Origin of the sequence: Microbacterium sp. PAMC21962 (assembly GCF_019443465.1) — a bacterium.
GTDB classification, from domain to species: Bacteria; Actinomycetota; Actinomycetes; order Actinomycetales; family Microbacteriaceae; genus Microbacterium; species Microbacterium hominis.
The window spans coordinates 2,410,188-2,435,255 of the sequence record NZ_CP080381.1 but is presented as its reverse complement, the minus strand read 5'-3'; the positions used below and the strand labels follow the sequence as shown (position 1 = coordinate 2,435,255).

Below are 25,068 nucleotides of genomic sequence, written 5' to 3'. Positions count from 1 at the left end.
GCTGTGAAGATCATCCACCGGTACACCCGCGAGCACGGCGAACCGCCGACGTTCCGCGAGCTGTTCACCGAGCTCGCCGCACAAGACCCCGACTACGCCGACCACGAGGAGGCGTGGTCGTCACGCGCAGTCCGGAGCCTCGTGATGGTGCATTGGCGAAGGCAGGGATGGGTGCGCTACCGGACCGAGACGCGCACTCTCCGATCCGGCCCCACCGCGAACGGCGACCTGTTCCCGGCTACCCGTCCGCCTCGTCGGGAGGGAGCGCGGCGAGAAGCTCCTCGAGAACGATGACGAGCTCGTTGTATCCCTGTGTGTAGAACAGCGCGTCCGAGCCCGGGGTTTCGCCGCCGACGATATCGGCGAGCACGGTGCGCGCTTCCCGAGTTGCGGCCTGCAGTCGTGTCTCGATGTCCGGCAGGCTGCGGATCCATTCGTCGATGACGGTGAAGCGGATGGGCGTGAAGTCGTGGGCGTCGACGCCGACGTGGAACTCGTGCCCGTGGGGGCCGTGATCGCGGGCATGCGTGTGACCGTGCAGCAGCGGAACGCCCTCGTCGCCGCGTGGGCGGTGCGTCGTATGCCGGTCGGTGCCGTGCGAGTCGCCGCTGTAGGGATAGTGGGATGCCAGGATCCGGTACCCGCGGCGGGTGCCCTCGATGACCTCGGGGAGTATGCTCCACCCGGCCGCCTCGTACAGCGGGGCGAATCGTTCGATCGCGCGCCTTGACTGTGTTGCCGGCGAAACTCGGTCGTGGTTGCCGGGCACGAGAAATCGTCGCCCGTTCAGGTGCTCGGTCAGCCCGACAGATTCCTCGATCGGTCCGAGCGCGAGGTCACCGAGATGAAGGACGATGTCGTCCGGTCCCACGACCTCGTTCCACCGTCGCACCAGCTCCGCGTTCATCTCTTCCACGGTCGCGAACGGGCGGTCGGCGAGTTCGCTGATCCGTGCGTGGCTGAAGTGCTGGTCCGAGGTGACGAAGTCCACCTGGTCGAAGTCAAACCACGGATACTGGCTCACACCGGCCTCCTTCGATGAGCGTGGCCCTCGAGAAATCTAGGGATATCTATCGTTTCGCTAGACGGGTGTAGATGTTCCTAGAGATCATCGAGGTCGACCCCGAAGCGCGCCGCCACATCCTCGAGCGGTTCACCGCTCATGCCATCCCGCTCACGCACCACCCGCTCGACCTCGCGGTCGTCGATTGCTTCGACCAGCTCCTCGAGTACTCGGTCGATGTCGCCGCCGTTCGCGGCGGCGACTCGCGCCACTTCCCTTGCCGCGTCAGCGAGCGTGTAGAGACGCTCCCAGGGGTGGTCTCCGTGACGGGCGATCGCGACGGTCTCACGAGTGTAGGAGCGGTCGTCCCCGGCGACGAGCCAGCGTTCCTCGCCCTCAGCGGTGATGAAGAAATCGACCACACACTCACCGCACGGCATCTTGTAGACGCCCGGTTCGGTGGGCGCCGCCTCGGTCGCACGCGTGATCATCTCGCGGATGACGCCTTCCCAATCGACCGCCGGTTCATCGTCGCCCATGGTGACCTCCCGAAGTAGAACAGAGAAGTGTCTCACTTCGGCACCGCGGCGTCTAGGGCTCAGCCCCGTCGCGTTCGCGCATCAGTTCGCTTGACCACCGATGGTCTACCCGAGCTGGTGGGCAAGAATCACAGCCTGCACGCGGTCGCGGACGCCGAGCTTGGCGAAGATTCGGTTGATATGCGTCTTCACCGTTGCGGGTGAGAGATGCAGTGCCTGGCTGATCTCGCCGTTGGAGAGGCCGAGCGCGATCGCGTTGAAAACGTCGCGTTCTCGGGGGGACAGAACCGAGAGGCCCTGTCCGCCCGGGACGGGCTGGTCGCGGCCGGTGTAGGCGTCGATGAGCTGCCGTGTGATGCGGGGCGTCACGATGGCATCGCCTCGAGCGACGACGCGTACGGCGTCCACGAGTTCTTGGTGTGTCGCAGTTTTGACGAGGAACGCACTCGCCCCCGCGCGGAGTGCCCCGAAGGCGTACTCGTCCAAGTCGAACGTCGTGAGTACGATCACGCGGCTCCGCAGCCCGCCGTCGACAATTGCGCGGGTGGCGTGGATACCGTCTTGACGCGCTGTGGGTGACGGAACGCCGCACCCGACTGTCGGCCGGCTATCTCGACCGGCGGTTCGCGGAGCTGCGGGACGAGGCCGGCTTGTCAAAGGCCCTGACTCTGCACAGCCTCCGGCATTCGTACGTGACGCACCTGCTCGAGTTCGGCTACGCCGACCGATTCGTCCAGGAGCAGGTCGGGCACATGCATGCTTCGACGACCTCGATCTACGCCTCCGTCAGCTCGGACTTCAAGAACCGGGTACTCGCGGACGCATTGAAGGCCCTCATCGAAGGAGAAGCAGATTACCGTTGAGCTCGAGACCGCATGGAGCCTCCGCAGCGTGATGGCCTCGCGCGGGATCTTCCAGACCTCCAAGCTGAAGCCGTTGCTCGAGGAGCGGGGCGTCGACCTGTCCCGGGAACAGGTGTACCGACTGGTGACGCAAGCACCGCAGCGGGTTCGCATCGACGTGCTCGCCGCGCTGTGCGACGCGTTGGAGTGCTCGCTCGACGACCTCGTGCAGGTCACCCGCCGGGAGGCTGCGGCCCCGGTCGCGGTGGGTGAAGAGGCGACGCGGGGTGCGATCGGCGATCTGCGGCCCGTGCGGGCCACGATCCGTCGCCCGCGCTCGAAGTAGGCCGCGGTGGCGAAGCCTCCGCAGGAGCCCAGGGTTGCTGAGGTCGCCGGGCTCGTCCACGCGATCGCGCCGGAGATCCCGGTGGAGCGCCTTGTTGAGATCGTGGCTGAAGTCGCACCCGTGCCGCTCACCCAACGGCGTCTCGAACTCGCACTCCTCAAACAACCTGGAGTCCTCGAAGGGCGACACCGGAACGTACCGGTGACGGTGCAGGATCTGGCCCACGCTCTCGTGAACGAGGGTGCCGGGCGGGTCGTCTTGCCTACATGCGATTCCTGTGGACGTGCCGTTCGGATGCCTCACAAGACGCAGACCGGCGGTCGCCACTGCTCGCGCTGTGAACGGAATGCCCGATCGGTCGCGTGTGCCAGATGCGGACGAGTTCAGCCCGTGCAGCGCACCGTCGATGGGCAACGGTTCTGCCGGGACTGCTGGCGAGCCGATCCGCGGTCGTTCGGCGACTGCTCGCGATGCGGGCAGAACGCCACGATTATCGTCCGTCGCCCCGCGCTCGTCTGTCTCGCGTGCTACACCGCGCCGGTCAAGATGTGCGAGCTCTGCGGGGAGCCGGGCCGCGTAGCGACGCACCTGGACGGCCGACGGGTCTGCGCCCGCTGCTACTACGCGATGCGACGCCCCCAGCCGTGCCCGGAGTGCGGGCGGAAGGTGTTCCTCACTGGCTTCATGAATGGGCACAAGGTCTGCACCGAGTGCGCAGGAGCTCCCGTGACGATGGCATGCCCGGGATGCGGGACGATCGAAGAGGTGCGCAAGCACCGGCTATGCGTAGAGTGCCGGCGACCTATCGCCATCCAGCAACTGCTTGCTGACGACAGCGGAGAGATCCGCCCCGAGCTGCACCCGCTCGCGGAGTATCTGGTGACGCACCACGGCAGTGCGATCTCCCTCGAGCGGTGGCTGTACAAGAGCCGCTGTGCGGTCGTCCTCCGTGAGCTCGCCGATGGCACGCTGCCCCTCACCGCGGACGCGATCATGACCAGAGCGCACGCCGGCCAGTCCGTGGCATTCCTGCTCTCGCTCCTCATCCGCTCAGGCGTGCTGCCCGATTTCGACATCCAAGCGGCGAGGTTCGAGCACTGGTTCCAACGGTGGCTTCCGACCGTCCCCCATCCCGAGGACCGGCTCCTCCTACGGCGGTACTGCACCTGGGAGCTGCTGCCGTCGGGCAGATCACTCAGGGGCAGACCAGCTACGGCCGTCCGATCCGGCTCCACCTATCAGAAGGTGCGTGCGGCGCTGAAGCGGTGCGCGGCCCTCCTGCAGCAGATCCGCGCGAGCGGCGAAACGCTGACGACATACCCGCAGCGATCTCTCGACGGCTTCCTCACCGGTTCGCCCTCACAACGGGATGCCCTCGCGCCGTTCACCCGGTGGCTGCGACGGCACCGCCTGAGCCGCCTCCGGGTCGAGTTCCGCAGCCATCGCCTCGAAGGGCGCGACTACGCCGCCGACCATCGGTGGACGATGGCACGCGCGTTCATCACGCGAGACGACATGGATCCCGTGACGCGAGTCAGCGGATTGCTCGTCCTGTTCTACGGGCTCCACCTGACCCGCATCGCAGCGATCACCCGCGCACAAGTCGATACGACCGCGCGCCCCATGACGCTGACGGTCGGAACTGAACCGATCGAGCTGCCCGAAGTCCTCGCCGAAGCAATGGTCCAGCTGCTCGACGGCAACCGCTCCGACACTTGGCTCTTCCCGGGCAGGAACCCGGGCCGACCGATCACCCCCGGGCCGCTCAGCCGTCGACTCCGTCAAGAAGGACTCCTCGCCGGCAGCGCTCGTGTCACCGCGCTGATGGACCTCACCCGACAACTGCATCCTCGAATCGTGTCCGACCTGCTCGGCATCACGGCGTCATCAGCTGCCGCCTGGGCACGCCTCTCCGGGGGCGAATGGTCCGACTATCCCGCGCTGCGCTCAACCTCGACCTGAGCACCAATGGCCTCCCGCTACGCTTGCGCCTCCAGTGGGACTGCCTGAATTATCGGACAGACCCCCGGGCTTGGCTACAGATAGCGGCAGACCTGATCCGAGCTGCACGTGTCGGGCTCGACGTGCTCGGCCTGGTCGCGGAGCCCGGCGAGGGTGTCGCGCAGGTCGTGGAGCTGCCTGAGCTGCTGGTCGATATCGGTGAGGCGTGCGTCGAGGAGGTCGCGGACGTGGCTGCAGGGCGCTTGGCCGTGGTCGCGGATGTGGAGGATCTGCTGGATCTGGGCGAGGGTGAGTCCAGCGGCTTGGCCGCGGTGGATGAAGTCGATTCGGGCGATGGTCTCGGCGGTGTAGTTGCGGTAGCCGCTGGGCGTGCGCCCGGCCGGCGGCAGGAGCCCCTGGTCCTCGTAGAACCGCAACGTCTTCGCCGTGGTGCCGGCCGCGTCGGCGAGCTCTCCGATCCGCATTCCCCGCCCCCCCTTTTCGCTGGTCGCAAATTTCGTGCTTGACCTTCCCCTGTGGTGGAAGGTTCATGATGAGTGTATCAGCGGGATGTTCCAAGATGTCCAGGGAGGAATAAGGATGCCATCGAGGTTTGATCTGGCCGTGATTGGGTCGGGTGGCGCGGCATTCGCCGCGGCGATCCGCGCCACCACACTGGGAAAGTCGGTGGTGATGATCGAGCGCGGCACGTTGGGCGGCACGTGCGTGAACACGGGGTGCGTTCCGTCCAAGGCGCTGCTCGCGGCCGCCGAGGCCCGCCACGTGGCCGCGGATGCGGGCTCCCGGTTCCCGGGGATCGCCGCCACCGCTGGCCCGGTAGACATGCACGGGCTGGTGGGTGGCAAGCGGGACCTGGTCGAGGCGATGCGGAGTGAGAAGTACATCGACGTGGCAGAAGCCTACGGCTGGCCGGTCCGCCAGGGCGAGGCGGCGTTCGCCGGCACGCCGGATGCGTCGGTCCTCGAGGTCACCGCCGCGGACGGCACCGTCGAAACCATCGAGGCCGCCCACTACCTCATCGCCACAGGCTCCCGCCCGTGGGCTCCTGCCATCGAGGGGCTGGACGGCGTCGACTTTCTCACCTCGACGTCGGCGATGGAGCTGTCCGAGGTGCCTGACTCGCTGCTGGTGCTCGGCGGGGGCTATGTGGCGCTGGAGATGGCACAGTTGTTCGCCCGGCTCGGCTCGAAGGTGACTCTGCTGGTGAGGTCCCGGCTGGCGTCGAAGGAGGAGCCGGAAGTCTCCAAGGCGTTGCAGGAAATCTTCGCCGACGAGGGCATCCGAGTGGTCCGCCGCGCCATCCCCACCCGCGTCACCCGCGACCCGGGCACCGGCCAGATCGTCGCCGCGGCCGAGGTCTCGGGCGGCGTGCAGGAGTTCCGTGCCGACGAGATCCTCGTCGCGCTCGGCCGCGCCCCGGTCACCGACGGGCTCAACCTCGAGACCGTGCAAGTGAAGACCGGCGCGGCCGGAGAGGTCGTGGTCACCGACCAGTTGCAGTCCTCCAACCCTCGCGTCTGGGCGGCTGGGGATGTCACCGGGCACCCCGAGTTCGTCTACGTCGCAGCCCGGCACGGCACGTTGGTCGCCGAGAACGCCTTCACTGACGCCAGCACGTCGGTCGACTACACGCGGATGCCGCGGGTCACATTCACGAGCCCTGCCGTCGGCGCGGTCGGGATGACCGAGAAGGAGGTCATCGCGGCCGGGATCCGCTGCGACTGCCGTGTCCTGCCACTGGAGTACGTGCCCCGCGCGCTGGTGAACCGGGACACCCGCGGGTTCATCAAGATGGTCGCCAACGCGGACACCGGCGAGATCCTCGGCCTGACCGCGGTCGCCAAGGACGCCGGCGAACTCGCCGCCGCAGGTGTCCACATCCTCGGCAAGACCATCACCGAGGTCGCCGACGCGTGGGCCCCGTACCTGACCACGGCCGAAGGCATCCGGATCGTAGCCAAGGCCTTCACCACCGATGTGTCGATGCTGTCCTGCTGCGCCTGACCGCGCGCCAGACAGCGGATCCACCCCATCAGAAACTGGAGCCTCGCCCGCTCCTCGATCGGCCCGCCCGGGTCGAATCGATCTCCCCGGCCAGCGGCGACACGATCCGCGTCACCGTCGACTCGACCGCCGGTGTCACTAGCGTGGAACCGGCGACCGCGGTGGTGTCCTTGGTCAGCCCCGAGGCCATGCACTCGATTCGCTCCTCGTTCTGCAACCAGGTCCACTACTTCGCTTCCCGCGAGGACGCCGCCGGATGGCTCACGGAACACCCGATGGCCCAAATCCTCACGGTCGCCGATGCCTTCGAGGTTGGCAGCACCCTGATCACCGAGATGCTCGAGCGCCCCCGGACCGGTGCCGACGAACTGTCTGGAAGCTGCTGCGGTCCCGAGACCTGCTGCTGAGACGGCACCACGAGAGGACAGAACACCAATGCCTCCCAACCAGGACGACCAGCGAGGCGGCCGTGGCCTGCTCCTTGGGGCCGTCGCCGCACTGCTCGTGGTCGGCTGCTGCGCCCTCCTTCCACTTCTCGTCGTCGGAGGCACGATCACAGGGATCGGCACCCTCCTCCGCAACCCGTGGGTGATCACGGGCGGTGCCGCACTCCTGATCCTCGCGGTGGTTGCAAGCATCGTGATGACAGCGCGTGCCAGGCGACACCGCCGCGAAAACGACCCCGACTGCTGCCCGCCCCTTCGCCCGACCATAACGAAGACAGACCCGAGGCGAAGGGAAACCGGAACCAAATGATCATGGCCATTAGACCCCGGCATACGGCCCGCCCGATAGGCCCCTAGCCAGCAGGCAAGTCGCCGATCAACGCGCGCGAACTCTGATGTGAAATCTAAAGGTCATCCGCATGGTCCCGGATCAAGCCGTCACGCGGCGGCGACGTCCTGCGCGGTCACGTGCTTGCCTTCCGCGTCGACGCGGCGCGCAGGCCGTTGAGGATCACGATCACCTCGGCGATCTCGTGCACCAGCACCACCGCCGCAAGCCCCAGGACGCCAAAGAGGGCGAGCGGGAGCAGGGCGGTGATGATCAGCAGCGACAGGATGATGTTCTGGTTGATGATGTGCCGCCCCCGACGGGCATGGGCGAACGCGCGCGGGAGAAGCCGCAGATCGTGACCGGTGAAGGCCACGTCGGCCGACTCGATCGCGGCGTCGGAGCCCGTCGCGCCCATCGCGATCCCGATGTCCGCGGCGGCCAGCGCAGGGGCGTCGTTGATGCCGTCGCCGATCATCGCGACCGGCCCCTTCGCACCGAGCTCTGCGATCGCGGCGGCCTTGTCTTCGGGGCGCAGCTCGGCGCGGACGTCATCGATCCCTGCATGCGCAGCGAGGGCGCGGGCGGTGCGGGCGTTGTCGCCGGTGAGCATGGTCACCCCGATGCCCTGGGTCGCGAGGGTGCGGACCACTTCAGGGACCTCGGGGCGCAGCTCGTCGCGGACGCCGATCGCGGCGACCGGGACGCCGCCGCGGTGGACGATCACGACTGTCATGCCCTGCTCCTCCAGCCCCGCGACCCGGTCGCCGAGGGTCCCGGCGTCGAGCCAGCGCGGGCTGCCGACGGTGATCCGCGCGCCGGCGAGCTCGCCCTCGATGCCGTGCCCGGCCTGCTCGGTCACGCCCTCCGCCGCAGGGGCATCCGGCGCTGCGGCGGTGATCGCGGCGGCGAGGGGGTGGGTGCTGTGCTGCTCCAGAGCGGCCGCCCACGCCAGCGCCTCCGCCTCGCTCACACCGTCCACGGTGAGGACGGCGGTGACGGCGGGCTCGTTGCGGGTGAGGGTGCCGGTCTTGTCGACGGCGACGTGGCGGATCACGCCGAACCGCTCGAACGCGGCACCGGACTTGATGATCACGCCGAACTTGCTCGCCGAGCCGATCGCCGCGACCACGGTCAGCGGCACGGAGATCGCCAGTGCGCAGGGCGATGCCGCGACCAGCACGACCAGGGCGCGGGTGATCCACAGCTCCGGGTCGCCGAGCAGCGAGCCGATGATCGCGACCAGGGCGGCGAGGATCAGCACGCCCGGGACGAGAGGGCGGGCGATGCGGTCGGCGAGGCGGGCGCGGTCGCCCTTCTCCGCCTGAGCCTTCTCCACGAGGTCGACGATCGTGGTCAGTGAGTTGTCGGTGCCTGCCGCGGTCGTTTCGACCTCCAGTGCCCCGGCGGTGTTGATTGCGCCGGCGGAGACGGCATCGCCGGGTTCGACCTCGACCGGGATCGACTCCCCGGTGATCGCGGACGTGTCCAGGCTGGAACGTCCCGTGCGGACGACGCCGTCGGTCGCGATCCGCTCACCCGGCCGCACCAACATCAGCTGCCCGACAGCCAGATCCTTCGCGGCGACCTCGACCGAGACGCCGTCGCGGCGGATGGTGGCGGTCTCCGGGACGAGCTTGAGCAGTGCCCGCAGCCCGCCGCGGGCACGGTCCATCGCCTTGTCCTCCAGCGCCTCGGCGATCGAGTACAGGAATGCCAGCGCTGCGGCCTCCTCGACGTAGCCGAGGATCACCGCGCCGACCGCGCTGATGGTCATCAGCAGCCCGATGCCGAGCTTGCCCTTGAAGAGGTTCCGGATCGCGCCCGGCGTGAACGTCGACGCGCCCAGCAGCAGGCCGATCCAGAACAGCACCAGCGCAGGGATCTCCATCCCGGACCACTCCAGCGCCAGACCGGTGAGGAACGCCACACCGGAGAAGACCGGGACCATGATCCCGCGGTCCCGCCACCAGGGGCGCTCCGCCTCCTCGGCCTCTTCGCCGACTGCGGTCTCAGGCTCGTCGTGCTCGCAGCCGCACGCCGCGCTCACGCGCCCGCTCCCGTCCCGCAGCAGCCCGGCACCGTGCACGAAGCGTCCATGCAGGGCGCGTGCTCGTCCACCGCGAGCGTCACGTCCACCAGCGCGGTCAGCGCCGCCGCGAGGTGCGGGTCCGCGATCTCGTAGCGCGTCTGCCGCCCTTCCGGCTCGGCGACCACGATGCCGCAGTCGCGCAGGCAGGTCAGGTGGTTCGAGACGTTCGAGCGGGTCAGCTCCAGCTCACGCGAGAGCACCGCCGGGTAGCTGGGGCCGTCGAGCAGGGTCATCAGTATCCGGGAGCGCGTCGGGTCCGCCATGGCCCGGCCGAGCCGGTTCATGACGTCGAGACGTGGAGCAATGGTCAGCATGCACTGATCATACAGTGTTGACTGAACTAATCCCAGGATGAATAGTGCACCCTGCGACATTCGGCCCTACCAGTAACCCCGCGGGCGCGCAGCAGCAGCCCGGCGTTTTCGAGCGCGCCGAGGACGCGGACGATGCTGGTGGTGTTGCAGGACACCACCCGGGTCAGGTCCCGGCCGAGCGCGGTGGCGTAGTTGGCCTGGGCGACGAAGGAGTGCCCGGTGGTCGAGTGCGCTTCCCCGCCCTGCACGATCACCTTTACTCCCGCCGCCTGGTAGCGGGGCAGGTTTCCGGCGGCGACGTGCTTGGGGGTCGTATCGACGATCACGTCGCTCTGCGCGAGGAGATCGTCGAGGGTTCCCTCGGGGCGGATGCCGGTGTCCACCATGCCGCTGTGCGCGTCGGGGGTGGCGGCGAATACGGGCAGCCGCGGGACGGCGGATTGTATTCGCCAGTCGGTGACGATGTCCGCGACGCCCACCAGGTGCATGTCGGGTTGGGCGTGGACGGCGTCGGCGACCCTCTTGCCGATCACTCCGTACCCGTTGACGCCGACTCTGATCCTGTCCATCTTCGTCTCCTTTCGTGGTGTTCTTGAGCCGTGCGCGGGTCAGGGGCGGGGTCGGCGGCGCCGCAGCGTCCACAGCAGATAGCTGCCGAGGGCGCCGATCGTGCCGGTCCCGGCGCCGATCAGGACGCCTTCCCGGGAGCGCCATTTCGTGTTCCCGCCGACGAGGGTGCCGATCCCGCTGATCAGCGCGGCGGCGATCATTCCCGCGACGACACGGTTGCCGACGCGTTCGGCGCGCCCGACGAGAGGTTCCAGCTCCGTCGCGCGCAGGTGCACCTCGAACCCGCCGTCTTCGAGGAGATGCCGGAGCCGGCTCAGGGTGGCGGGCAGCTCGGTGAGCAGTGCCCCGGTGTCGGCTCCCGCGCGCGCCCATCGCCGGGCCAGAGCCGGCAGGGACAGCTGGGCGCGGGTGAGCTGCTCAGCGTAGGGCTGCAGGGCGTCGAGCATCTGGAAGTCCGGATCCAGCCGCGCCGCGGTCCCTTCGGCCATCATCAGCACTTTGAACAGCAGCGCCGTCTCCTGCGGAAGGTGCAGCTGGTGCTGCTGCAGGATGCCGAGCAGCTGCTGGAGCATGATTGCGAGGCTGATCTCCGACAGCGAACGGCCCCGGTAGCGGGCCGTGAACGCGGTGATCGCCTGCCGCAGCCCTGCCCGGTCGACGACGTCGGCGGTCCGGGAGAGTTCTATCAGGGCGGTGGTGAGGGTGTCCGGGTCGTCGCGGGTGAAGGCGAGCACGATGCCGGCGAGGCCGTCCGTGGTCTGTTCGGTGAGCTCCCCGACCATCCCGAAGTCGATCAGCGCGAGCGCGCCGTCGGGCTGCACGAACATGTTCCCGGGATGGGGGTCGGCATGGAAGAACCGGTTGTCGAACACCATCGTGAGCACGATGTCGGCACCCAGCCGCGCGAGTGCGACCCGGTCGATGCCGGCGGCGTCCAGGCCCTCCAGGTCGTCGATCCGCACCCCGCTCATCCGCTCCAGGGTCAGCACGCGCGAGGTCGTGGTCTCCCCGTGCACGCGGGGAATCCGCACCCGCGCCGCGTGGGCGAACTCCTGCGCGAACCGTTCGGCGTTGCGGGCCTCCTGCAGGTAGTCCAGCTCGGCACGCAGCGTGCGGGAGAACTCCTCCACCAGCCCGGGCAGGTCGTACTGCCGGATGGCATCCCAGCGCCGGTCGGCGCGGTCGGCGAGGTTGCGGAGAATGTCCAGGTCTTCATGCACCTGCGCGACCACGCCGGGCCGGCGCACCTTCACGACGACCTCGGTGCCGTCGTGAAGAGTTGCCGCGTACGCCTGCCCGATGGACGCCGCCGCCAGCGGCACCGGGTCGAACTGGGCGAACACGTGCTCTGGGTCGGCGCCGAGCTCTTCACGGAGCACGTCCCGAATGCCCTCCCACGGTGCCGCGGCGACGTCGTCCTGCAGTTTGGCGAACTCGGCGACCCATGCCGCGGGGAGCAGATCGTGCCGGGTGGAGAGGATCTGGCCCAGTTTCACGAACGTCGGCCCGAGCTCCTCCAACGCGACCCGCACATGCTCGGGGTTCGTGTAGGGGTCCTCCTGCCGGGCGTGTCCGAGGGCGCCGCGGTGGAACGGCACCAAGCCGCCCAGGCCCAGCACGCCGGCCAGGACGCCGAGTCCGTGCCGGCGCAGCACGGCCCCGATCTGCCGGTACCGGCTACTCCCCGCGCCCATCAGCTCACGCCCCTCTCGGCTGGAGTGCCGGCCGATGCTCGTTCGAGGATGAAGTCGACGCGCGCGTCGGGGGCGAGTGCGGGGACGGTGACGACGGGAAAGCCCAGCTCCTGGTACACCAGCCCGAGCAGGTCGTGGATGCGCCGCTGCGCGGCGGGGTCCTCGGTGCGCGCGTAGTCGGACGCCAGCGGGAGCAGGTCAAGCAGGAACACCGTCGCGTACCGGGCGCCGGCCAGCGCGCCCAGCAGGGCGGTGCCGGGGGCGAGGCCGAGGAAGCGGTAGTAGGCGAGCGAGTCCGGCAGAGCACGGTCCAGGAACACGGTCTGTTGCGGGTCGAGGGAGCGTTCCTGCTCGATCTGCATGTCGACGACGGCGCGCTGGAACTCGCTCTGCCGTGCCCGCACCTCCGCGGTGCTGCGCCCGGTGATCCGTTGCAGGTCGATGTAGTGGCGGGCGTGCTCGATTGTGGTCGTGTACCCGCGGCCCCGCAGCAGGTTGACCGTGGTGGTCTTGCCCGAGCTGGGACCGCCCGTCACGACGTGCCAACGGGTGGTCTGTGCGGGCCGCGGCTCCTGGATGCCGGTCATGACCTCACCCTACACCCTGTACCCCTACAGGGTATGGTAGATTGTGGGTGGAGGTGCGAGATGGCACACGGGTATGTGGACAACAAGCCGGCGCTGCTGGCGCGGCTGAGCCGCGCGGAGGGTCAGGTGCGCGGGATCGCGCGGATGATCGACGAGGACGTGTACTGCATCGACGTGCTGACCCAGGTGTCGGCGGCGACGAAGGCGCTGGAGTCCGTCGCGCTGTCGCTGCTGGAAGACCACCTCGCGCATTGCGTCGCGCAGGCGACCGCCGAAGGCGGCCCGCTCGCGGAGGAGAAGCTCCGCGAGGCGAACGCCGCGATCGCGCGCCTCGTGCGCTCCTAACGTCGTCCCCACTCACATCGTTCAACGCTCTTGAAGGGAGCACATCATGACCGGACAGGGATTCCAGGACCTCGGCCTGCAGGCGACCAGCACCGGCGGTGGCTGCGCCTGTTGCAGCCCCACCTCCCACGCCACGGCAGCCACCGACACCGGCGCGCCGGCGCAGCAGACGGCGGCGGGTGAGACCGTGTCGGCGCAGTTCCTGGTGGAGGGGATGACCTGCGCGCACTGCGTGCGTAGCGTCACCGAGGAGGTCTCCGCGATCGACGGTGTCTCCGACGTCGCGGTCGATCTGCACGCCGGTGGCGTGTCCACGGTGACGGTGTCCAGCGCGACGCCGGTGGATGCGGAGCGGGTGCGGGCGGCGGTGGAGGAGGCCGGGTACAGCCTCGCCGCAGCCTCATGAGCACGCTGGACGTCGATCTCGACATCACCGGGATGACCTGCGCGTCGTGCGCGACGCGGGTCGAGCGGAAGCTGAACAAGCTGCCCGGGGTGGAGGCGACGGTCAACTTCGCCACCGAGAAGGCCCGCGTGCACTCGGAGGCCCCGGTGCCGGTGGAGGAGCTGATCGCGGCGGTCGAGCAGGCGGGGTACGGAGCGAGCCTCCCAGCCCCGCCTGTGCCCGACACGGCTGAGCAGACCATCCCGCGGGACGATGAGCTGGCGTCGCTGCGGCAGCGGCTGATCGTCTCGGCGGTGCTGGCGGTGCCGGTCGCGGTGCTGTCGATGATCCCCGCCCTGCAGTTCACCTACTGGCAGTGGCTCACGCTCACCCTGGCCGCGCCGGTGGTGGTGTGGGGGGCGTGGCCGTTCCACCGCGCCGCGGCGATCAATGCCCGGCACGGGGCGGCGACGATGGACACTCTGATCAGCGTCGGGGTGCTGGCCGCGTTCGGCTGGTCGCTGTACGCGCTGTTCTTCGGCGGTGCGGGGATGCCGGGAATGCGGATGAGCGTCACCTTCGTCGGCACCCCGCAGGCCGGTGGCCACGAGGTGTACCTGGAGGTCGCCGCGCTGGTGACCGTGTTCATCCTCCTCGGCCGCTACCTCGAGGTTCGTGCCAAGCGGCAGTCCGGCGAGGCCCTGCGCGCCCTGCTGGAGCTCGGCGCCAAGGACGCAGTGATCCTCCGCGAAGGCACTGAGCAGCGCGTCCCCGTCGCACAGCTCGTTCCGGGTGATGTCGTGGTGGTGCGGCCGGGTGAGAAGATCCCCGCCGACGGCCTCGTCACCGAGGGAATGTCCGCGGTGGACGAGTCGATGCTGACCGGCGAGTCCGTGCCGGTCGAAGTCGCCCCCGGCTCCCGCGTGGTCGGCGCGACTGTGAACACCGGCGGGCGCCTGCTCGTGCAGATCACCCGCGTCGGCGCCGACACCGAGCTGGCCCGGATGGCGCGGCTGGTCGAGGAGGCGCAGACCGGCAAGGCCCAGGTGCAGCGCCTCGCCGACCGGGTGTCGGCCGTCTTCGTCCCCATCGTCATCGTCCTCGCCCTGGCCGCGTTCGCCGGGTGGCTGATCGCGGGGGCGCCCTTGGAGGTCGCCTTCACCGCCGCGGTGACCACCCTGATCATCGCCTGCCCGTGCGCGCTGGGGCTGGCGACGCCGACCGCTCTGCTGGTCGGCACCGGCCGCGGCGCCCAGCTGGGCATCCTCATCCGCGGACCCCAGGTGCTCGAGCAGACCCGCCGCATCGACACCGTCGTGCTCGACAAGACCGGCACCATCACCGCCGGCACCATGACCGTCACCGGCATCCACCCCGCTCCCGGCACCGATGAGGCGGAGCTGATCCGGTTCGCCGCGGCGCTCGAGCACGGCTCCGAGCACCCCATCGGCCGCGCCATCACCGCCGCAGCCGACGGCCCGACGGATGCCGTGGAGTCATTCGCCGCCGAGGCCGGTCAAGGCGTGCAGGGCATCGTCGACGGCCGCCTGGTCGCCGCCGGCCGCGCCTCCTGGATCACCACCCAATGGGCGCTCCCCATCCCCGCCGAGCTCGCCGCGACCATCGCGGCGGACGAGGCGGCGGGGGCGACGGTGACGGTGGTGGCGTGGGACGGGCAGGTGCGCGGGGCGATCAGCGTCGCCGACACCATCAAACCCACCAGCCGTGAGGCGGTCGCACGGCTCCGGGAGCTCGGGTTGACCCCGATCCTGCTCACCGGCGACAACCCCGGCGCCGCCCGCGCGATCGCCAACCAGGCCGGGATCGAGGACGTCCGCGCCGGGGTCACCCCGCAGGGCAAGCTCGACACCATCCGCGACCTGCAGGCCGCGGGCCGGGTGGTCGCGATGGTCGGCGACGGCGTCAACGACGCCGCAGCCCTCGCCGCCGCCGACCTCGGGATCGCGATGGGCACCGGCACCGACGCGGCCATCACCGCCGCGGACCTGACCATCGTCTCCGGCGACCTGATGCTGGTCCCGGACGCGATCCGGCTGGCCCGCCGCACCCTGGGCACGATCAAGGGGAACCTGTTCTGGGCGTTCGCGTACAACGTCGCCGCGATCCCGGTCGCGATGCTCGCCCTGCTCAACCCCATCCTCGCCGCCGCGGCAATGGCGTTCAGCAGCGTGTTCGTCGTCACCAACAGCCTCCGCCTGCGCCGCTTCCGCCCCCTGCCCACCCCGACCCGTGCCGGCGCCCCCGCCACCCGAGAGCCCGCGCCCGTCCAGGCCTAACCATCGCTCGAGAAGGAGACACACCATGTCCCACGACCACGACCACTCCGGGCACGACCACACGCACGGGCACGACCATGGAGGACACGAGCATGGTGCGCACGAGCATCACCATCACGAGCCGCCGGCGGGGGCGACGAACCTGGTGACCTGTCCGGTGATGCCCGGCAACCAGGTCGACCCGGCCTGGGCCGAGCAGCGCGGCCTGTTCCGCGACTACCAGGGCAGCCGGTACTGGTTCTGCTGCGCCGAGTGCGGGCCGCTGTTCGACGCCGACCCGGCCCGCTACGCGCACGCCGCCTGACCGGCCAGATAACCCGGTCGGAGATAGAGGGTGGACACGGCGGTCGGGCTGGTGCAGGCGTACCTGCGGGTCAACGGCTACTTCACCGTCGCCGAATACCCCGTGCTGGACGCCACCGGTCCCGGCGGTCCCCGCACCATCACCGACCTGGACATCCTCGCCGTACGGCTGCACCGCGCACCGGGAGCGTCCGGGACCGTCGACGCACCGCTGGACCCGGCCCTGGGTGCCGGGGGCGGAGCGGACATGATCGTCGGCGAGGTCAAGGAAGGCCGCCCGCACCCCAACCCGGCGATGCGGGACCCGGCCGTGCTGGAAGCCGCGTTCACCCGGTTCGGGTGCTGCGCCCCGACCGATGCCGCCCGGCTGGTCGCCGAACTGCTGGAAACGGGACGGACGGTGGCGCCGGAAGGGCGCACGATCCGCACGGTCGTGTTCGGCAACCCCACCTCCCCGCCCGGGGCGGGGGCGCCGTGGCACACCGTCCCGTTCGCCCGGGTGCTGCGCTACCTCGAAGACCACCTGAGCGCGCACTGGGGCATCCTCGGCCGCACCCAGATCAAGGACGACACCCTCGCCCTGCTGGCCCTGCGGGAGAAGGCCCACCGCGCCGCGACCGGCGCCTCCCGCCAGGGCACGGACCGGTAGGGCGGGTCATGGCGGGGGAGCGTGTGCACACGCAGGGGGAGCCGGTGTGGGTGCGCACCCGTGGCGGGCGCGCCCCTTATGCGATGGTGCTGCCGGGCCCCGCCGGGGCCCCGGGTGCCGACGGTGGTGTTCGAGGCGGGATCGGCGGCGACCCGCTCCACCTGGGCGTCGGTGCAGACCCGGGTCGCCGCGTTCACGCGGGCCGTGGTGTATGACCGGGCGGGGCTGGGTCGGTCCGTCCCGGATAGTGCAGGGCGCACCCTGGACCGGATGGCCGACGACCTGAACGATCTGCTGGACGGCCTCGAGCCGAGCAGCGGGTTCGTGCAGGTGGGGCATTCCGCGGGCGGCCCGATGGTGCGGCTGGCCGCGTCCCGCCGCCCGGACCGGGTGGCCGGGCTGGTGCTGGTGGATCCGACCGATGAGGCAGCGGACCTCCTGTTCGGTATGCGGTTCCGGGTCGGGGAGAAGATCGTGATCGCCGTGGAGTGGGTGCTGGCCCGGGTGGGGATGCTGGAGCGGTTCTTCCGGTTCCTCGGGGAGGGGATGCCCGAGGATGTGCGGGCCGATCTTCACCGGGAGGCGTTCCGGCCCGCGGTGGTGGTCACCCAGGGTCGGCAAGCGCGCACCTTCCTCACCGAGCTGCACGCCTGGCAGGGCGACCCGCCGGCGCTGCCCGATGTCCCGGTCACCGTCATCTCCGGCAGTCTCGCGGACGGGATGCCGCGACGGGTCCGGGATGCCGCGACCGCCGCCGGGCGGTATCGGGCCGCACAGTCCCGGCAGGGCCGGCACGTGGTCGCTGCCCGCTCCGGCCACTACATCCCCGCCACAGAACCAGATCTGATCGCTGCGGAGATCCGCCGCCTCGTCCTCCCACCCGCAGGATAACCCCGGGTTGTCTGGCGGGCATGCCTAGTCAGGCCACAGCAGGGGTGCGCCGCCGCCAGGCGATCGCGCCGGTGAGGGCGAGACCACCCAGCCCACCCCACAAGGTGACAGCGGAGACGCCTTGCCCGATGAGGACGGCGGGGGTGATGCCGGTGCGCAGGTCGGTGTCGGCGATCAGCGCCCCGGCCTGTCCGGCGGGCAGACCGGTGAGGGTGCTGCCGTCGGGGCGGATGATCTGGCTGGTGCCGACGGTGGAGACGTTCACCACGGTACGGCCGGTCTCTACCGCGCGGATCCGGGCGACCGCGAGCTGCTGCAGGTTCTCGTCCGTGCCGCGGAAGTCGGCGTTGTTGGTCTGGAACACCAGCAGCTCCGCACCGGCGGTGATGCTCTCGGCGATGACCTCGTCGTAGATCACGTCGAAGCAGATCGCCAACCCCACCGGCACACCGCCGACGGTGACCAGCGGCACGTCCGTGCCGTGCGCGTAGTCGCGTTGCAGCAGCCCGACCAGGTCGGGGGCGAGCAGGGTGTAGAACGCCCGGTCGGGCACGTACTCGCCGAACGGCACCGGGTGGCGTTTCGCGTGCGTCTGCACCTGCTCCCGCTGCGGCGTGGCACCGGTGGTGGCCGGGTCCCACAGGAACGACGTGTTGTAGATGTTGCCGCCCGCCGTGGTGGCCGCGTTCGCCAGCAGCGGGGCACCTGCCCGGGTGCTGATGCCGGTGAGATACTCGGCCAGCCACGGGGTCTGGAACGGGTCAGCATCCAGCCCTTCCGGCCACACCACCAGATCCACATCCGCGTCGAGCACCGGGCCGGTCGCGTCCCCCTGCGCCCGGGCGATCGCCCCCACGGTGCGCTGGTCGAAGTACCCGGACGGGCCGTTGCCTTGCACCGCCCCGACCCGCATCGTCCCGGCCGGTGTGGTGGGAAACGCCGGGACCAGGACCAGCATCAGGGTGGTGACGGCGGGTACGGCGGCGGGGAACGGGCGACGCCACCGGCCGGTCCGGATGGCTTCGATCGCGGCGGCGACGGTGAAGACCATCAGGAAGGTGAGCCCGCTCACCCCGACCCAGGACACCGTCTGAACGAGGGGGCTGTCGGCTTGGGTGATCCCGAGCCGCGCCCACGGCAGCCCCCCGTACGGCCAGGCGCCCAGCAGCACCTCCCGGCCCGTCCACAACGCGGCCACCAGGCCCGGCAGCAGGAGCAGGCGTCCGACCGGGCCGGGGGCGGCGCGCGGCACCCACCGGTAGGCGAGTGCCAGCGGGATGATCCCGACCGCGGTCAGGGTCCCTTCCACCACGGTCAGTGCCGCCCACGGCACCGGCCCGAGATACCGGGTCGTCCAGGACACCAGCAGCCCGAAGAACAGCAACCCGAACACCGCCCCGACCGCCACCGCCCCCCACACGCTCCGGCCGATCAGGGCGAGAAGCAGCAGCCCGGTCGCGGCGAACGCGGCCGGCCAGAATCCCACCTCCGGGTAGGCGAGATCCATCAGCACCGCCGCGGCTGCCGCGACCGGCAACGCCATCGCCAATGGCATCACCGCCCGGGCGCGGCGGTTCGGCGGGGTGGGTTGGGGGCGTCCGTGCGGGTCCTGGAGGGTCGTCGGGGTGGCGGTCATGGCCGGTCCGCGATGGTGCGGGCGATTACGGCGGCGTCCCGGGACACCCCGGCGAGGGTGTCCGCTCCGGGGCGGCTGTGGGCGGGGATCCCGGCGACGAACAAGCCCGGCAGCCCGGTCATCGCCGGGCGGGACCGGGCTGCGGTCGCCTCGGCGGGGAGCCAGTCCTCGCCGGGGTCGTACCCGGTGGCGAGGATTACCGAGTCCGGGGCGAGGGTGCTGCCATCGGCGAACGTGACCTGCCCGCCGTCCGCGCCGGTCACCGCCGGGGCGACCGCCACACCCGCGTGACGCAGCGCATGGTAGCTGTCGCCGAACACCGGCTGCACGGCGGGTGGGCGACCCAGCCAGGACGAGCCTGCCCGGGCGTGGACGGGGAAGGTACGGGCGGGTCGGTGCGGGCGCCGGGTGCGGACCGCGAGGGTGACCTCGTGGGAGGTGGATAGCTCTCGCGCCAGCTGCACGCCGCTGTTTCCGCCGCCGACGATCAGCACCCGCCCGGTGGGCACCTGCCGGGGGAATTGGTAGTGGGCGCTGTGCAGCACCACCCCGGGCACCCGCAGCTGCTGCGCCCACGCAGGGATGCGGGGGTGGGTGGCGGCGCCGGTCGCGCACACCACGTTGCGGGTCTGCACGTCGCCCTCTGCGGTCTGCAGCTGCAGCACCGACCCGTGACCGACGCGTTCCACCCCGACCACACGCAACCCCCAGAACGGGTCCACCCCCAGGGTGTGCTGCACCTGGTCCAGGTAGTTCGCGATCTCATCCGCCCGCGGGTGCTCGTGCGGGTCCACCGGTAGAGGCCGGACTGGCAGCGTGCTGTGGCGGGCGTCGGATAGCAGCCGCATCGAATGCCACCGGGACGCCCAACTGCGTTGCCGGTCCGTGGCGGCGTCGACGACCACGAACTCCTGCTGCGGCCGGAACCCCAACCCGATCAGCGCGGCGGCCACCGCGAGCCCGGCCTGCCCGGCCCCGACGATGATCGCCCGCCGATGCGTCAACCCCGACCGCATCACCACCCCCTCCCCGCAGAAGAGGGCCGGGGCGGGAATGGACGGAGGATGATCGCGCCGGCGCCGCGGCGGGACGGGGCCGGACGGGGCCGAGCGGGGCCGGGTGGGCGGCGGTGACCGGCCGCAGCCGTCGGCACCGGACCGGCGAAGGGGGCCGCCGTGATACGGGTCGTCAAGACATTCTCCAAACCTAGAAATCGGCATCACACAGCGCCCGCACACGGGCGGGCGGGAAGACGCCGCCCATGGGTGGGCGGCATGCCGGATCTCAGGTTCGGGAAATCGACAACAGCAGCAGTGAGGGCGCGGCCGGACGCCGCGACACGGGCACCGGCACCAGCAGCGGCGCGCGCACCGGACGGGATACCCGCAGTATCCGCAGCCGGCCCTGGAGCCGGGAAGCCGTCACGGCCGCCAGTACCAGCAGCGTGCACACCACCCCGATCAGGCACCCCCACGCCCCGGACGCATCGACGGACACCCCCGCAGAGGACGACGCCGTCCGGCCCTCCACCGGTGCCCCCGAGTCTGGGGTAGAGCCGGTCGCGACGGGGGAGCCCGCACTGGTGTCGGCGTGCGCGTCAGCCGTGGTGTGGGAGGTGGTCCAGCCGCCGATGATGAGCACAAGTGCCAGGCCCAGGATGGTCAGCAGCCGCCCCGACCACCACCCCGCCGCGATGACCCGGTCGGGCCGGGATCGGGGGTCGCGGGACATAGTCCCTCACTGTACCAATCCGACCTTTGCGTCTCCCGGATCTCGCCCGGCCGCAGGCCTTCCACGCCTTCGCCGACAGAGCAGCCACATCGCGTCCACCGGCACGTCGTTCTCGATTATCGGCGAACGACGTCCGTCTCCTGAGCGGAAGGATCAGTGCCCTCGGGGTGCCGTGGTGTCGGTCAAGGCGGGCAGCAGGATCGCCGTGACGCCGTCGGGGTCGAGTCTGCCGGTGCGGACTTCTTCGGCGGCGCCGTTGAGGACGGCACGGGTCGCTGAACTCCGCCGCGATCGTCTCGGCTGCGTCAGGTTCGCCCCACCGGGCACGTGCACCCGTCGGCACCCGAGGCGGCGCCGATTGAAAGAATACCTATAGGGGGTATAAGGTGTGGGGGAGTCGTGTGCGAGGGAGAGGCGGGCGAGGTTGATTCAACCGATCGACTATTTCCTGGTCGCCTGGTTCGTGCTGGTCGCGATCAGCACGATCTGGGTCGGGGTGGACCAGTTCCGTCACAACCCGGAGCCGGCGGTGATGAAGTGGGGCTTCATCCTGGTCACCCTCTACCTGGGGCCGATCGGGGCGCTGCTGTATGTGCTCGCGGACAAGGAGCCACGGCCGGGAGAGCATGAGGAGTTCACCCGGCCGCTGTGGAAGCAGGGCATCGGCTCGACCATCCACTGCGTCGCGGGCGATGCCACCGGCATCATCGTCGCCGCCGTCGTCGTCGCGTCGCTGGGCCTGCCGATGTGGCTGGATCTGATCATCGAGTACGCCGCCGGGTTCGCGTTCGGGTTGTTCGTGTTCCAGGCCCTGTTCATGAAGAACATGATGGGCGGCAGCTACTGGCAGAACGTGCGCCGCTCGTTCCTGCCCGAGTTCATCAGCATGAACTTGATGATGGCGGGCATGGCGCCGGTGATGTCGCTGCTGATGATGGGCCGCGACATGCGGGCCATGCTGCCCACCGAGTTGCTGTTCTGGGCGGTGATGAGTTTCGGGATCGCGGTCGGGTTCGTGCTCGCTTACCCCGTGAACGTGTGGATGGTGAAGAAGGGCCTCAAGCACGGTCTGATGACCGTCCGCCCCCAGCCCGCCACCCACCCCCAGGAGCATGACGCGCACGCGCAGCACAGCCCGCGGCCGGAGGCGCACGCCGGCCACGACCAGGCGGCGGGCGGTGCGTCGTCGCCGGGGTCGGGGCATGAGGCGCACCAGCCTTCTGGCGCCGGAGCGGTGACCGTGCCGCAGCTGACCGTGGTCGGCGCGTTCTCCGCGATCGCGCTCGTGGTCGGGATGGTCGCCCCCGCGAACGCCGTCAACATGACTCTCAGCGCGCACGACGTCGGTGGGCTGATCATGCCGCCCGGGATGATCATGACCCGTGACACCCCCGCCGAGGCGATGCGGGACATGGCCGCCGTCGACCCGCGGGCCGCGACCGCCGCGTACGACGTGGACACCCGCGGTGATGAGGTGCTGGAACCTGCCCGCGTCGAGGACGGGGTGAGGGTGTTCGAGCTGACCGTGTCGCAGATCCGCTGGGAGATCCTCCCCGGCGTCACCGTCGACGCGTACGCGTACAACGGGCAGATCCCGGGGCCTCGGCTGCAGGTCACCCAGGGCGACCGGATCCGCATCGACGTGACCAACGAGCTCGACGAGTCCACGACCGTGCACTGGCACGGCCTGGACGTGCCCAACGAGATGGACGGGCCCGCCGGGATCACCCAGGATCCCATCCAACCCGGCGACACCTACCGGTACGAGTACACGGTGAAGCAGTGGGGCACGTTCTTCTACCACTCCCACGATCACGCCGACCGGCAGCAGGCCCTCGGCCTGTACGGGGCGCTGATCATCGACCCCGCCGACCCTGGCCTGCAGCCGCCTGCCGATCGCGAGTACACGATCCAGCTGCAGGAGTGGCTGTCCCGGGAGGGGCTGACCTATCCGGCGATGCCGATGGAAGGGGGCATGCCGAACTACTTCACCATCAACGGGAAGGCGTACCCGGCCACCGAGACCATCGACATGAAGGTGGGGGAGACCCTCCGGGTGCGGTTCATCGGCTCGAACACCAACGACATCCACCCGATGCACATCCACGGCGGCCCGTTCACCGTCGTCGCCCGCGACGGGGCGGCCCTCACCACGGCGCAGCAGTTCCAGGCCGACACGATCAACGTCGGGCCGGGACAACGCTACGACGTGCTCTGGAACGCGCTCGAGCCCGGCCAGTGGCTCATCCACTGCCACATCAACCACCACACCACCAACAACAACGTCGAAACCGACGGCGCTGGCGGCCTGACCATGATCATCAACGTCACCGAATAACCCCACGAACCGAAGAACCGCCGCCGTTGTGGTCGCCGTTGCCGCGTCGAGTCACGTCCGCGCCCTCCGGCAGCACAGCAGGCGGATGCCAGGGGTGCCCAGCTCATCGTGCCCGACCGTTTCGGTTGCCGGAGGCCGAGATCGCCCGCCCGCCCGCAACGGGGCGCGGTGACCTCGCCGTGGTCAGGTGGTCGCGGGAGGGAGGACGCGTCGGCGGCGGGCGACGGTGACGGCCGCGGCGACCGTGAGTGCCGTCGAGACGGCGAGGAGCACGGCGCCGAGGATGATCTGCCCCGGTGACGGGGTGAGGGCGGTGACGGGCTGGTAGAGGTTGCGCTGCTGGCTCTGCGGGCCGGTGAGTTGCTGATCGACGGGCACCCACACCTCGAGGGTGCGTTCGCCGGTGGCGAACTGGGCGTACACGAACCACAGCCCCGGTGACGGCAGTGCCAGTTCCCCGGTGAAGGTACCGGGAGGCGGGGTGCCGGGTTGTGCGCGCAGCGGCGCGGTGAGGTCCTCTCCGGTGCGGCGGGCGACCAGACGGGACGGGGTGAGGTCGGTGTCGTCGGTAAGGCGGATGCCGGTGATGGTGACGGTCAGCTGCCCGGTGCCGTCGCCGGTGACGGTCATCTGTGCGGTGCCGTAGGCGGTGCCCTGGCCGGGGTCGTGCGCCTGCGCGGGTGGGGGCGGGGCGAGGGCGACCAGCAGAAGGGTGAGGGCCGCGGCCGCGCCGCCGGATCGGAGGCGAGTCCCCGGCCGCACGGTGAGGGCGATCATGCTGACGATGATCACCGTGGTGGTGCCGACGGCGGACCAGGCGACGGGGGTGGGTGGGACGCTGCTGATCCCGGTCCCGGAGGCCAGCAGTTGCAGGGTGGTCACGGCGAGGGCGGCCACCGGCCACCGCCACCGGGGGACGGGCAGGGCCAGCAGGAAGAGCCCGGCCACCGCGACCGGCAGGTCGGGGGCGAGCCACCCAGAGGTGGTGAGCAGCACCCACAGCACCACCCGGAACACCAGGTACACGGCGACGACGAGGACAAGGCGGGTGCGGCCGGGGACCAGGGTGGTGATCACCCATGCCGCGCCGAGCGTGGTCGCCAGCAGCAGCGGCAGGTACAGGGTCTCGGTGAACTGGGGCACGTCGGTGTCGTATTCCATCACGATGATCAGCGCCGCCCCCAGCACGCCTGCGGCCAGGGCGATCCGCGGCGGGGCGGGCACGTGCCGGTCGGTGCCGGTGAGCAGGCCGATCAGCACGCACAGGGTGCCGATCACCGACAGCAGGTGCGGGGGCGACCAGAGCACCGCGTCACGCCCGAACGCGGTGTGCCAGAACGCGTCGGCGGGCGCGGCCGCCGCGGTCGCGACCGCCGCAGCGACCGCGAGGGCGAACCCGGGAGTGCGGAACACGGCGGCCACGGATCGTGTCGCGGCCAGCCGCCGCCACCCCCAGCCGGCGATCACGACCCCGACGGTGAGGATCGACGCATACAGCAGCAGGTGCGGAGGGATGAAGGTGCTGTCCCGGCCGAGGGTGGTGTGCCAGGAGTCGTCCCAATACGCCGACCCAACCCCGGCGGCCGCGGCCGCTGCGGCGACCCAGACGCCCCCTGCCCCCAGCGCCGGGGAACCGCGGGCCGGGTCCGGCTCGGACGGGATGGGGGCGCGGTCACGGCTGCCGTGTGGTCGCATGGTCTGTCCTTTCTGTGATGCGGCAGGGAGCCGGTCCGGCCCTGGCGGCTAACGCCATGGCCCCGCTCCCG

The 25,068-nt window shown here is 70.4% G+C and carries 24 protein-coding genes and 1 pseudogene; 12 read left to right on the top strand and 13 right to left on the bottom strand.

Translation table 11 applies throughout. The annotated features are described in order from the left end of the window. Positions 1–238: 238 nt before the first annotated feature. From KY498_RS11670 to KY498_RS11660, 3 genes are all read right to left on the bottom strand, one after another. Positions 239–1,024 (bottom strand): hypothetical protein, encoded by a 786-nt coding sequence (locus KY498_RS11670; RefSeq protein WP_101305230.1) that lies wholly within the window; start codon positions 1,022–1,024, stop codon positions 239–241. Between the two features lie 77 nt (positions 1,025–1,101). Further along, on the bottom strand, positions 1,102–1,542 hold the full coding sequence (locus KY498_RS11665) for a zinc ABC transporter ATPase (protein ID WP_191009297.1): 441 nt from the start codon (positions 1,540–1,542) through the stop codon (positions 1,102–1,104). Positions 1,543–1,647: 105 nt separating this feature from the next. Continuing rightward, complete coding sequence (locus KY498_RS11660; RefSeq protein WP_051498749.1) at positions 1,648–2,052, bottom strand: response regulator transcription factor; 405 nt, start codon at positions 2,050–2,052, stop codon at positions 1,648–1,650. A gap of 65 nt (positions 2,053–2,117) precedes the next feature. Between KY498_RS11660 and KY498_RS11655 the strand changes: the two genes are divergently transcribed. From KY498_RS11655 to KY498_RS11645, 3 genes are all read left to right on the top strand, one after another. After that, positions 2,118–2,405: a tyrosine-type recombinase/integrase gene (locus KY498_RS11655; RefSeq protein ID WP_375140940.1), complete on the top strand. Its 288-nt coding sequence runs from the start codon at positions 2,118–2,120 to the stop codon at positions 2,403–2,405. A 31-nt stretch (positions 2,406–2,436) separates the two neighbouring features. Continuing rightward, positions 2,437–2,730, top strand: a complete 294-nt coding sequence (locus KY498_RS11650) for a helix-turn-helix transcriptional regulator (RefSeq protein ID WP_223849006.1) — start codon at positions 2,437–2,439, stop codon at positions 2,728–2,730. Between the two features lie 390 nt (positions 2,731–3,120). Then, complete coding sequence (locus KY498_RS11645) at positions 3,121–4,692, top strand: hypothetical protein (protein ID WP_223849538.1); 1,572 nt, start codon at positions 3,121–3,123, stop codon at positions 4,690–4,692. Positions 4,693–4,766: 74 nt separating this feature from the next. On the opposite strand, the gene KY498_RS11640 is transcribed toward KY498_RS11645, so the two are convergent. Beyond that, a complete protein-coding gene (locus KY498_RS11640) occupies positions 4,767–5,156 on the bottom strand; it encodes a heavy metal-responsive transcriptional regulator (protein WP_017828519.1) in 390 nt (129 codons plus the stop codon). A gap of 115 nt (positions 5,157–5,271) precedes the next feature. Here KY498_RS11640 and merA point away from each other — a divergent pair, with 115 nt between their 5' ends. Both merA and merB read left to right on the top strand, forming a co-directional pair. Beyond that, on the top strand, positions 5,272–6,696 hold the full coding sequence (gene merA / locus KY498_RS11635; protein ID WP_191009298.1) for a mercury(II) reductase: 1,425 nt from the start codon (positions 5,272–5,274) through the stop codon (positions 6,694–6,696). Further along, positions 6,606–7,103 carry an organomercurial lyase gene (gene merB, locus KY498_RS11630; RefSeq protein WP_025104814.1) on the top strand — a complete coding sequence of 166 codons (498 nt, stop codon included), beginning with the start codon at positions 6,606–6,608 and terminating at the stop codon, positions 7,101–7,103. The genes merA and merB overlap by 91 nt, the downstream gene beginning before the upstream one ends. A gap of 503 nt (positions 7,104–7,606) precedes the next feature. Here the strand turns inward: merB and KY498_RS11625 are convergent. The 5 genes and pseudogenes from KY498_RS11625 to KY498_RS11605 form a co-directional block, all read right to left on the bottom strand. Next, on the bottom strand, positions 7,607–9,520 hold the full coding sequence (locus tag KY498_RS11625) for a cation-translocating P-type ATPase (protein WP_174524677.1): 1,914 nt from the start codon (positions 9,518–9,520) through the stop codon (positions 7,607–7,609). After that, entirely contained in the window at positions 9,517–9,876 is a 360-nt protein-coding gene (locus tag KY498_RS11620; protein ID WP_060960787.1) for a helix-turn-helix transcriptional regulator, read from the bottom strand. The genes KY498_RS11625 and KY498_RS11620 overlap by 4 nt, the downstream gene beginning before the upstream one ends. A gap of 77 nt (positions 9,877–9,953) precedes the next feature. Then, positions 9,954–10,445, bottom strand: a pseudogene (locus KY498_RS11615) (type II glyceraldehyde-3-phosphate dehydrogenase); the annotation flags it as partial. 39 nt (positions 10,446–10,484) lie between these two features. Next, complete coding sequence (locus tag KY498_RS11610) at positions 10,485–12,140, bottom strand: AarF/ABC1/UbiB kinase family protein (RefSeq protein ID WP_036286080.1); 1,656 nt, start codon at positions 12,138–12,140, stop codon at positions 10,485–10,487. After that, a complete protein-coding gene (locus KY498_RS11605) occupies positions 12,140–12,727 on the bottom strand; it encodes an AAA family ATPase (protein ID WP_036286077.1) in 588 nt (195 codons plus the stop codon). The genes KY498_RS11610 and KY498_RS11605 overlap by 1 nt, the downstream gene beginning before the upstream one ends. A 60-nt stretch (positions 12,728–12,787) precedes the next feature. On the opposite strand from KY498_RS11605, the gene KY498_RS11600 reads away from it, so the two are divergent. The 6 genes from KY498_RS11600 to KY498_RS11575 all read left to right on the top strand — a co-directional run bounded on the left by KY498_RS11600 (position 12,788) and on the right by KY498_RS11575 (position 17,597). After that, positions 12,788–13,072, top strand: a complete 285-nt coding sequence (locus KY498_RS11600) for a metal-sensitive transcriptional regulator (protein ID WP_005049572.1) — start codon at positions 12,788–12,790, stop codon at positions 13,070–13,072. A 46-nt stretch (positions 13,073–13,118) separates the two neighbouring features. Beyond that, positions 13,119–13,478 (top strand): heavy-metal-associated domain-containing protein, encoded by a 360-nt coding sequence (locus tag KY498_RS11595; protein ID WP_051498747.1) that lies wholly within the window; start codon positions 13,119–13,121, stop codon positions 13,476–13,478. Then, complete coding sequence (locus tag KY498_RS11590; protein WP_060960785.1) at positions 13,475–15,754, top strand: cation-translocating P-type ATPase; 2,280 nt, start codon at positions 13,475–13,477, stop codon at positions 15,752–15,754. Before KY498_RS11595 ends, KY498_RS11590 begins: the two co-directional genes overlap by 4 nt. A gap of 25 nt (positions 15,755–15,779) precedes the next feature. After that, positions 15,780–16,058, top strand: coding sequence for a YHS domain-containing protein (locus KY498_RS11585; protein ID WP_005049577.1), 279 nt, complete (start codon positions 15,780–15,782; stop codon positions 16,056–16,058). Positions 16,059–16,088: 30 nt separating this feature from the next. Continuing rightward, positions 16,089–16,706, top strand: a complete 618-nt coding sequence (locus KY498_RS11580; RefSeq protein ID WP_135948657.1) for a hypothetical protein — start codon at positions 16,089–16,091, stop codon at positions 16,704–16,706. Positions 16,707–16,820: 114 nt separating this feature from the next. After that, on the top strand, positions 16,821–17,597 hold the full coding sequence (locus KY498_RS11575; RefSeq protein ID WP_223849539.1) for an alpha/beta fold hydrolase: 777 nt from the start codon (positions 16,821–16,823) through the stop codon (positions 17,595–17,597). Between the two features lie 28 nt (positions 17,598–17,625). Here the strand turns inward: KY498_RS11575 and lnt are convergent, their stop codons facing one another. From lnt to KY498_RS11560, 3 genes are all read right to left on the bottom strand, one after another. Then, positions 17,626–19,233, bottom strand: coding sequence for an apolipoprotein N-acyltransferase (gene lnt, locus KY498_RS11570; RefSeq protein WP_157532490.1), 1,608 nt, complete (start codon positions 19,231–19,233; stop codon positions 17,626–17,628). After that, entirely contained in the window at positions 19,230–20,249 is a 1,020-nt protein-coding gene (locus KY498_RS11565; RefSeq protein ID WP_060960843.1) for an NAD(P)/FAD-dependent oxidoreductase, read from the bottom strand. The genes lnt and KY498_RS11565 overlap by 4 nt, the downstream gene beginning before the upstream one ends. A gap of 268 nt (positions 20,250–20,517) precedes the next feature. Then, on the bottom strand, positions 20,518–20,964 hold the full coding sequence (locus KY498_RS11560; RefSeq protein WP_191009299.1) for a hypothetical protein: 447 nt from the start codon (positions 20,962–20,964) through the stop codon (positions 20,518–20,520). Between the two features lie 424 nt (positions 20,965–21,388). Between KY498_RS11560 and KY498_RS11555 the strand changes: the two genes are divergently transcribed. Next, positions 21,389–23,302: a DUF4396 domain-containing protein gene (locus tag KY498_RS11555; RefSeq protein ID WP_060960784.1), complete on the top strand. Its 1,914-nt coding sequence runs from the start codon at positions 21,389–21,391 to the stop codon at positions 23,300–23,302. Positions 23,303–23,485: 183 nt separating this feature from the next. Here KY498_RS11555 and KY498_RS11550 read toward each other — a convergent pair whose 3' ends face one another. Further along, a complete protein-coding gene (locus KY498_RS11550) occupies positions 23,486–24,997 on the bottom strand; it encodes a hypothetical protein (protein ID WP_060960783.1) in 1,512 nt (503 codons plus the stop codon). Between the last annotated feature and the right edge of the window lie 71 nt (positions 24,998–25,068).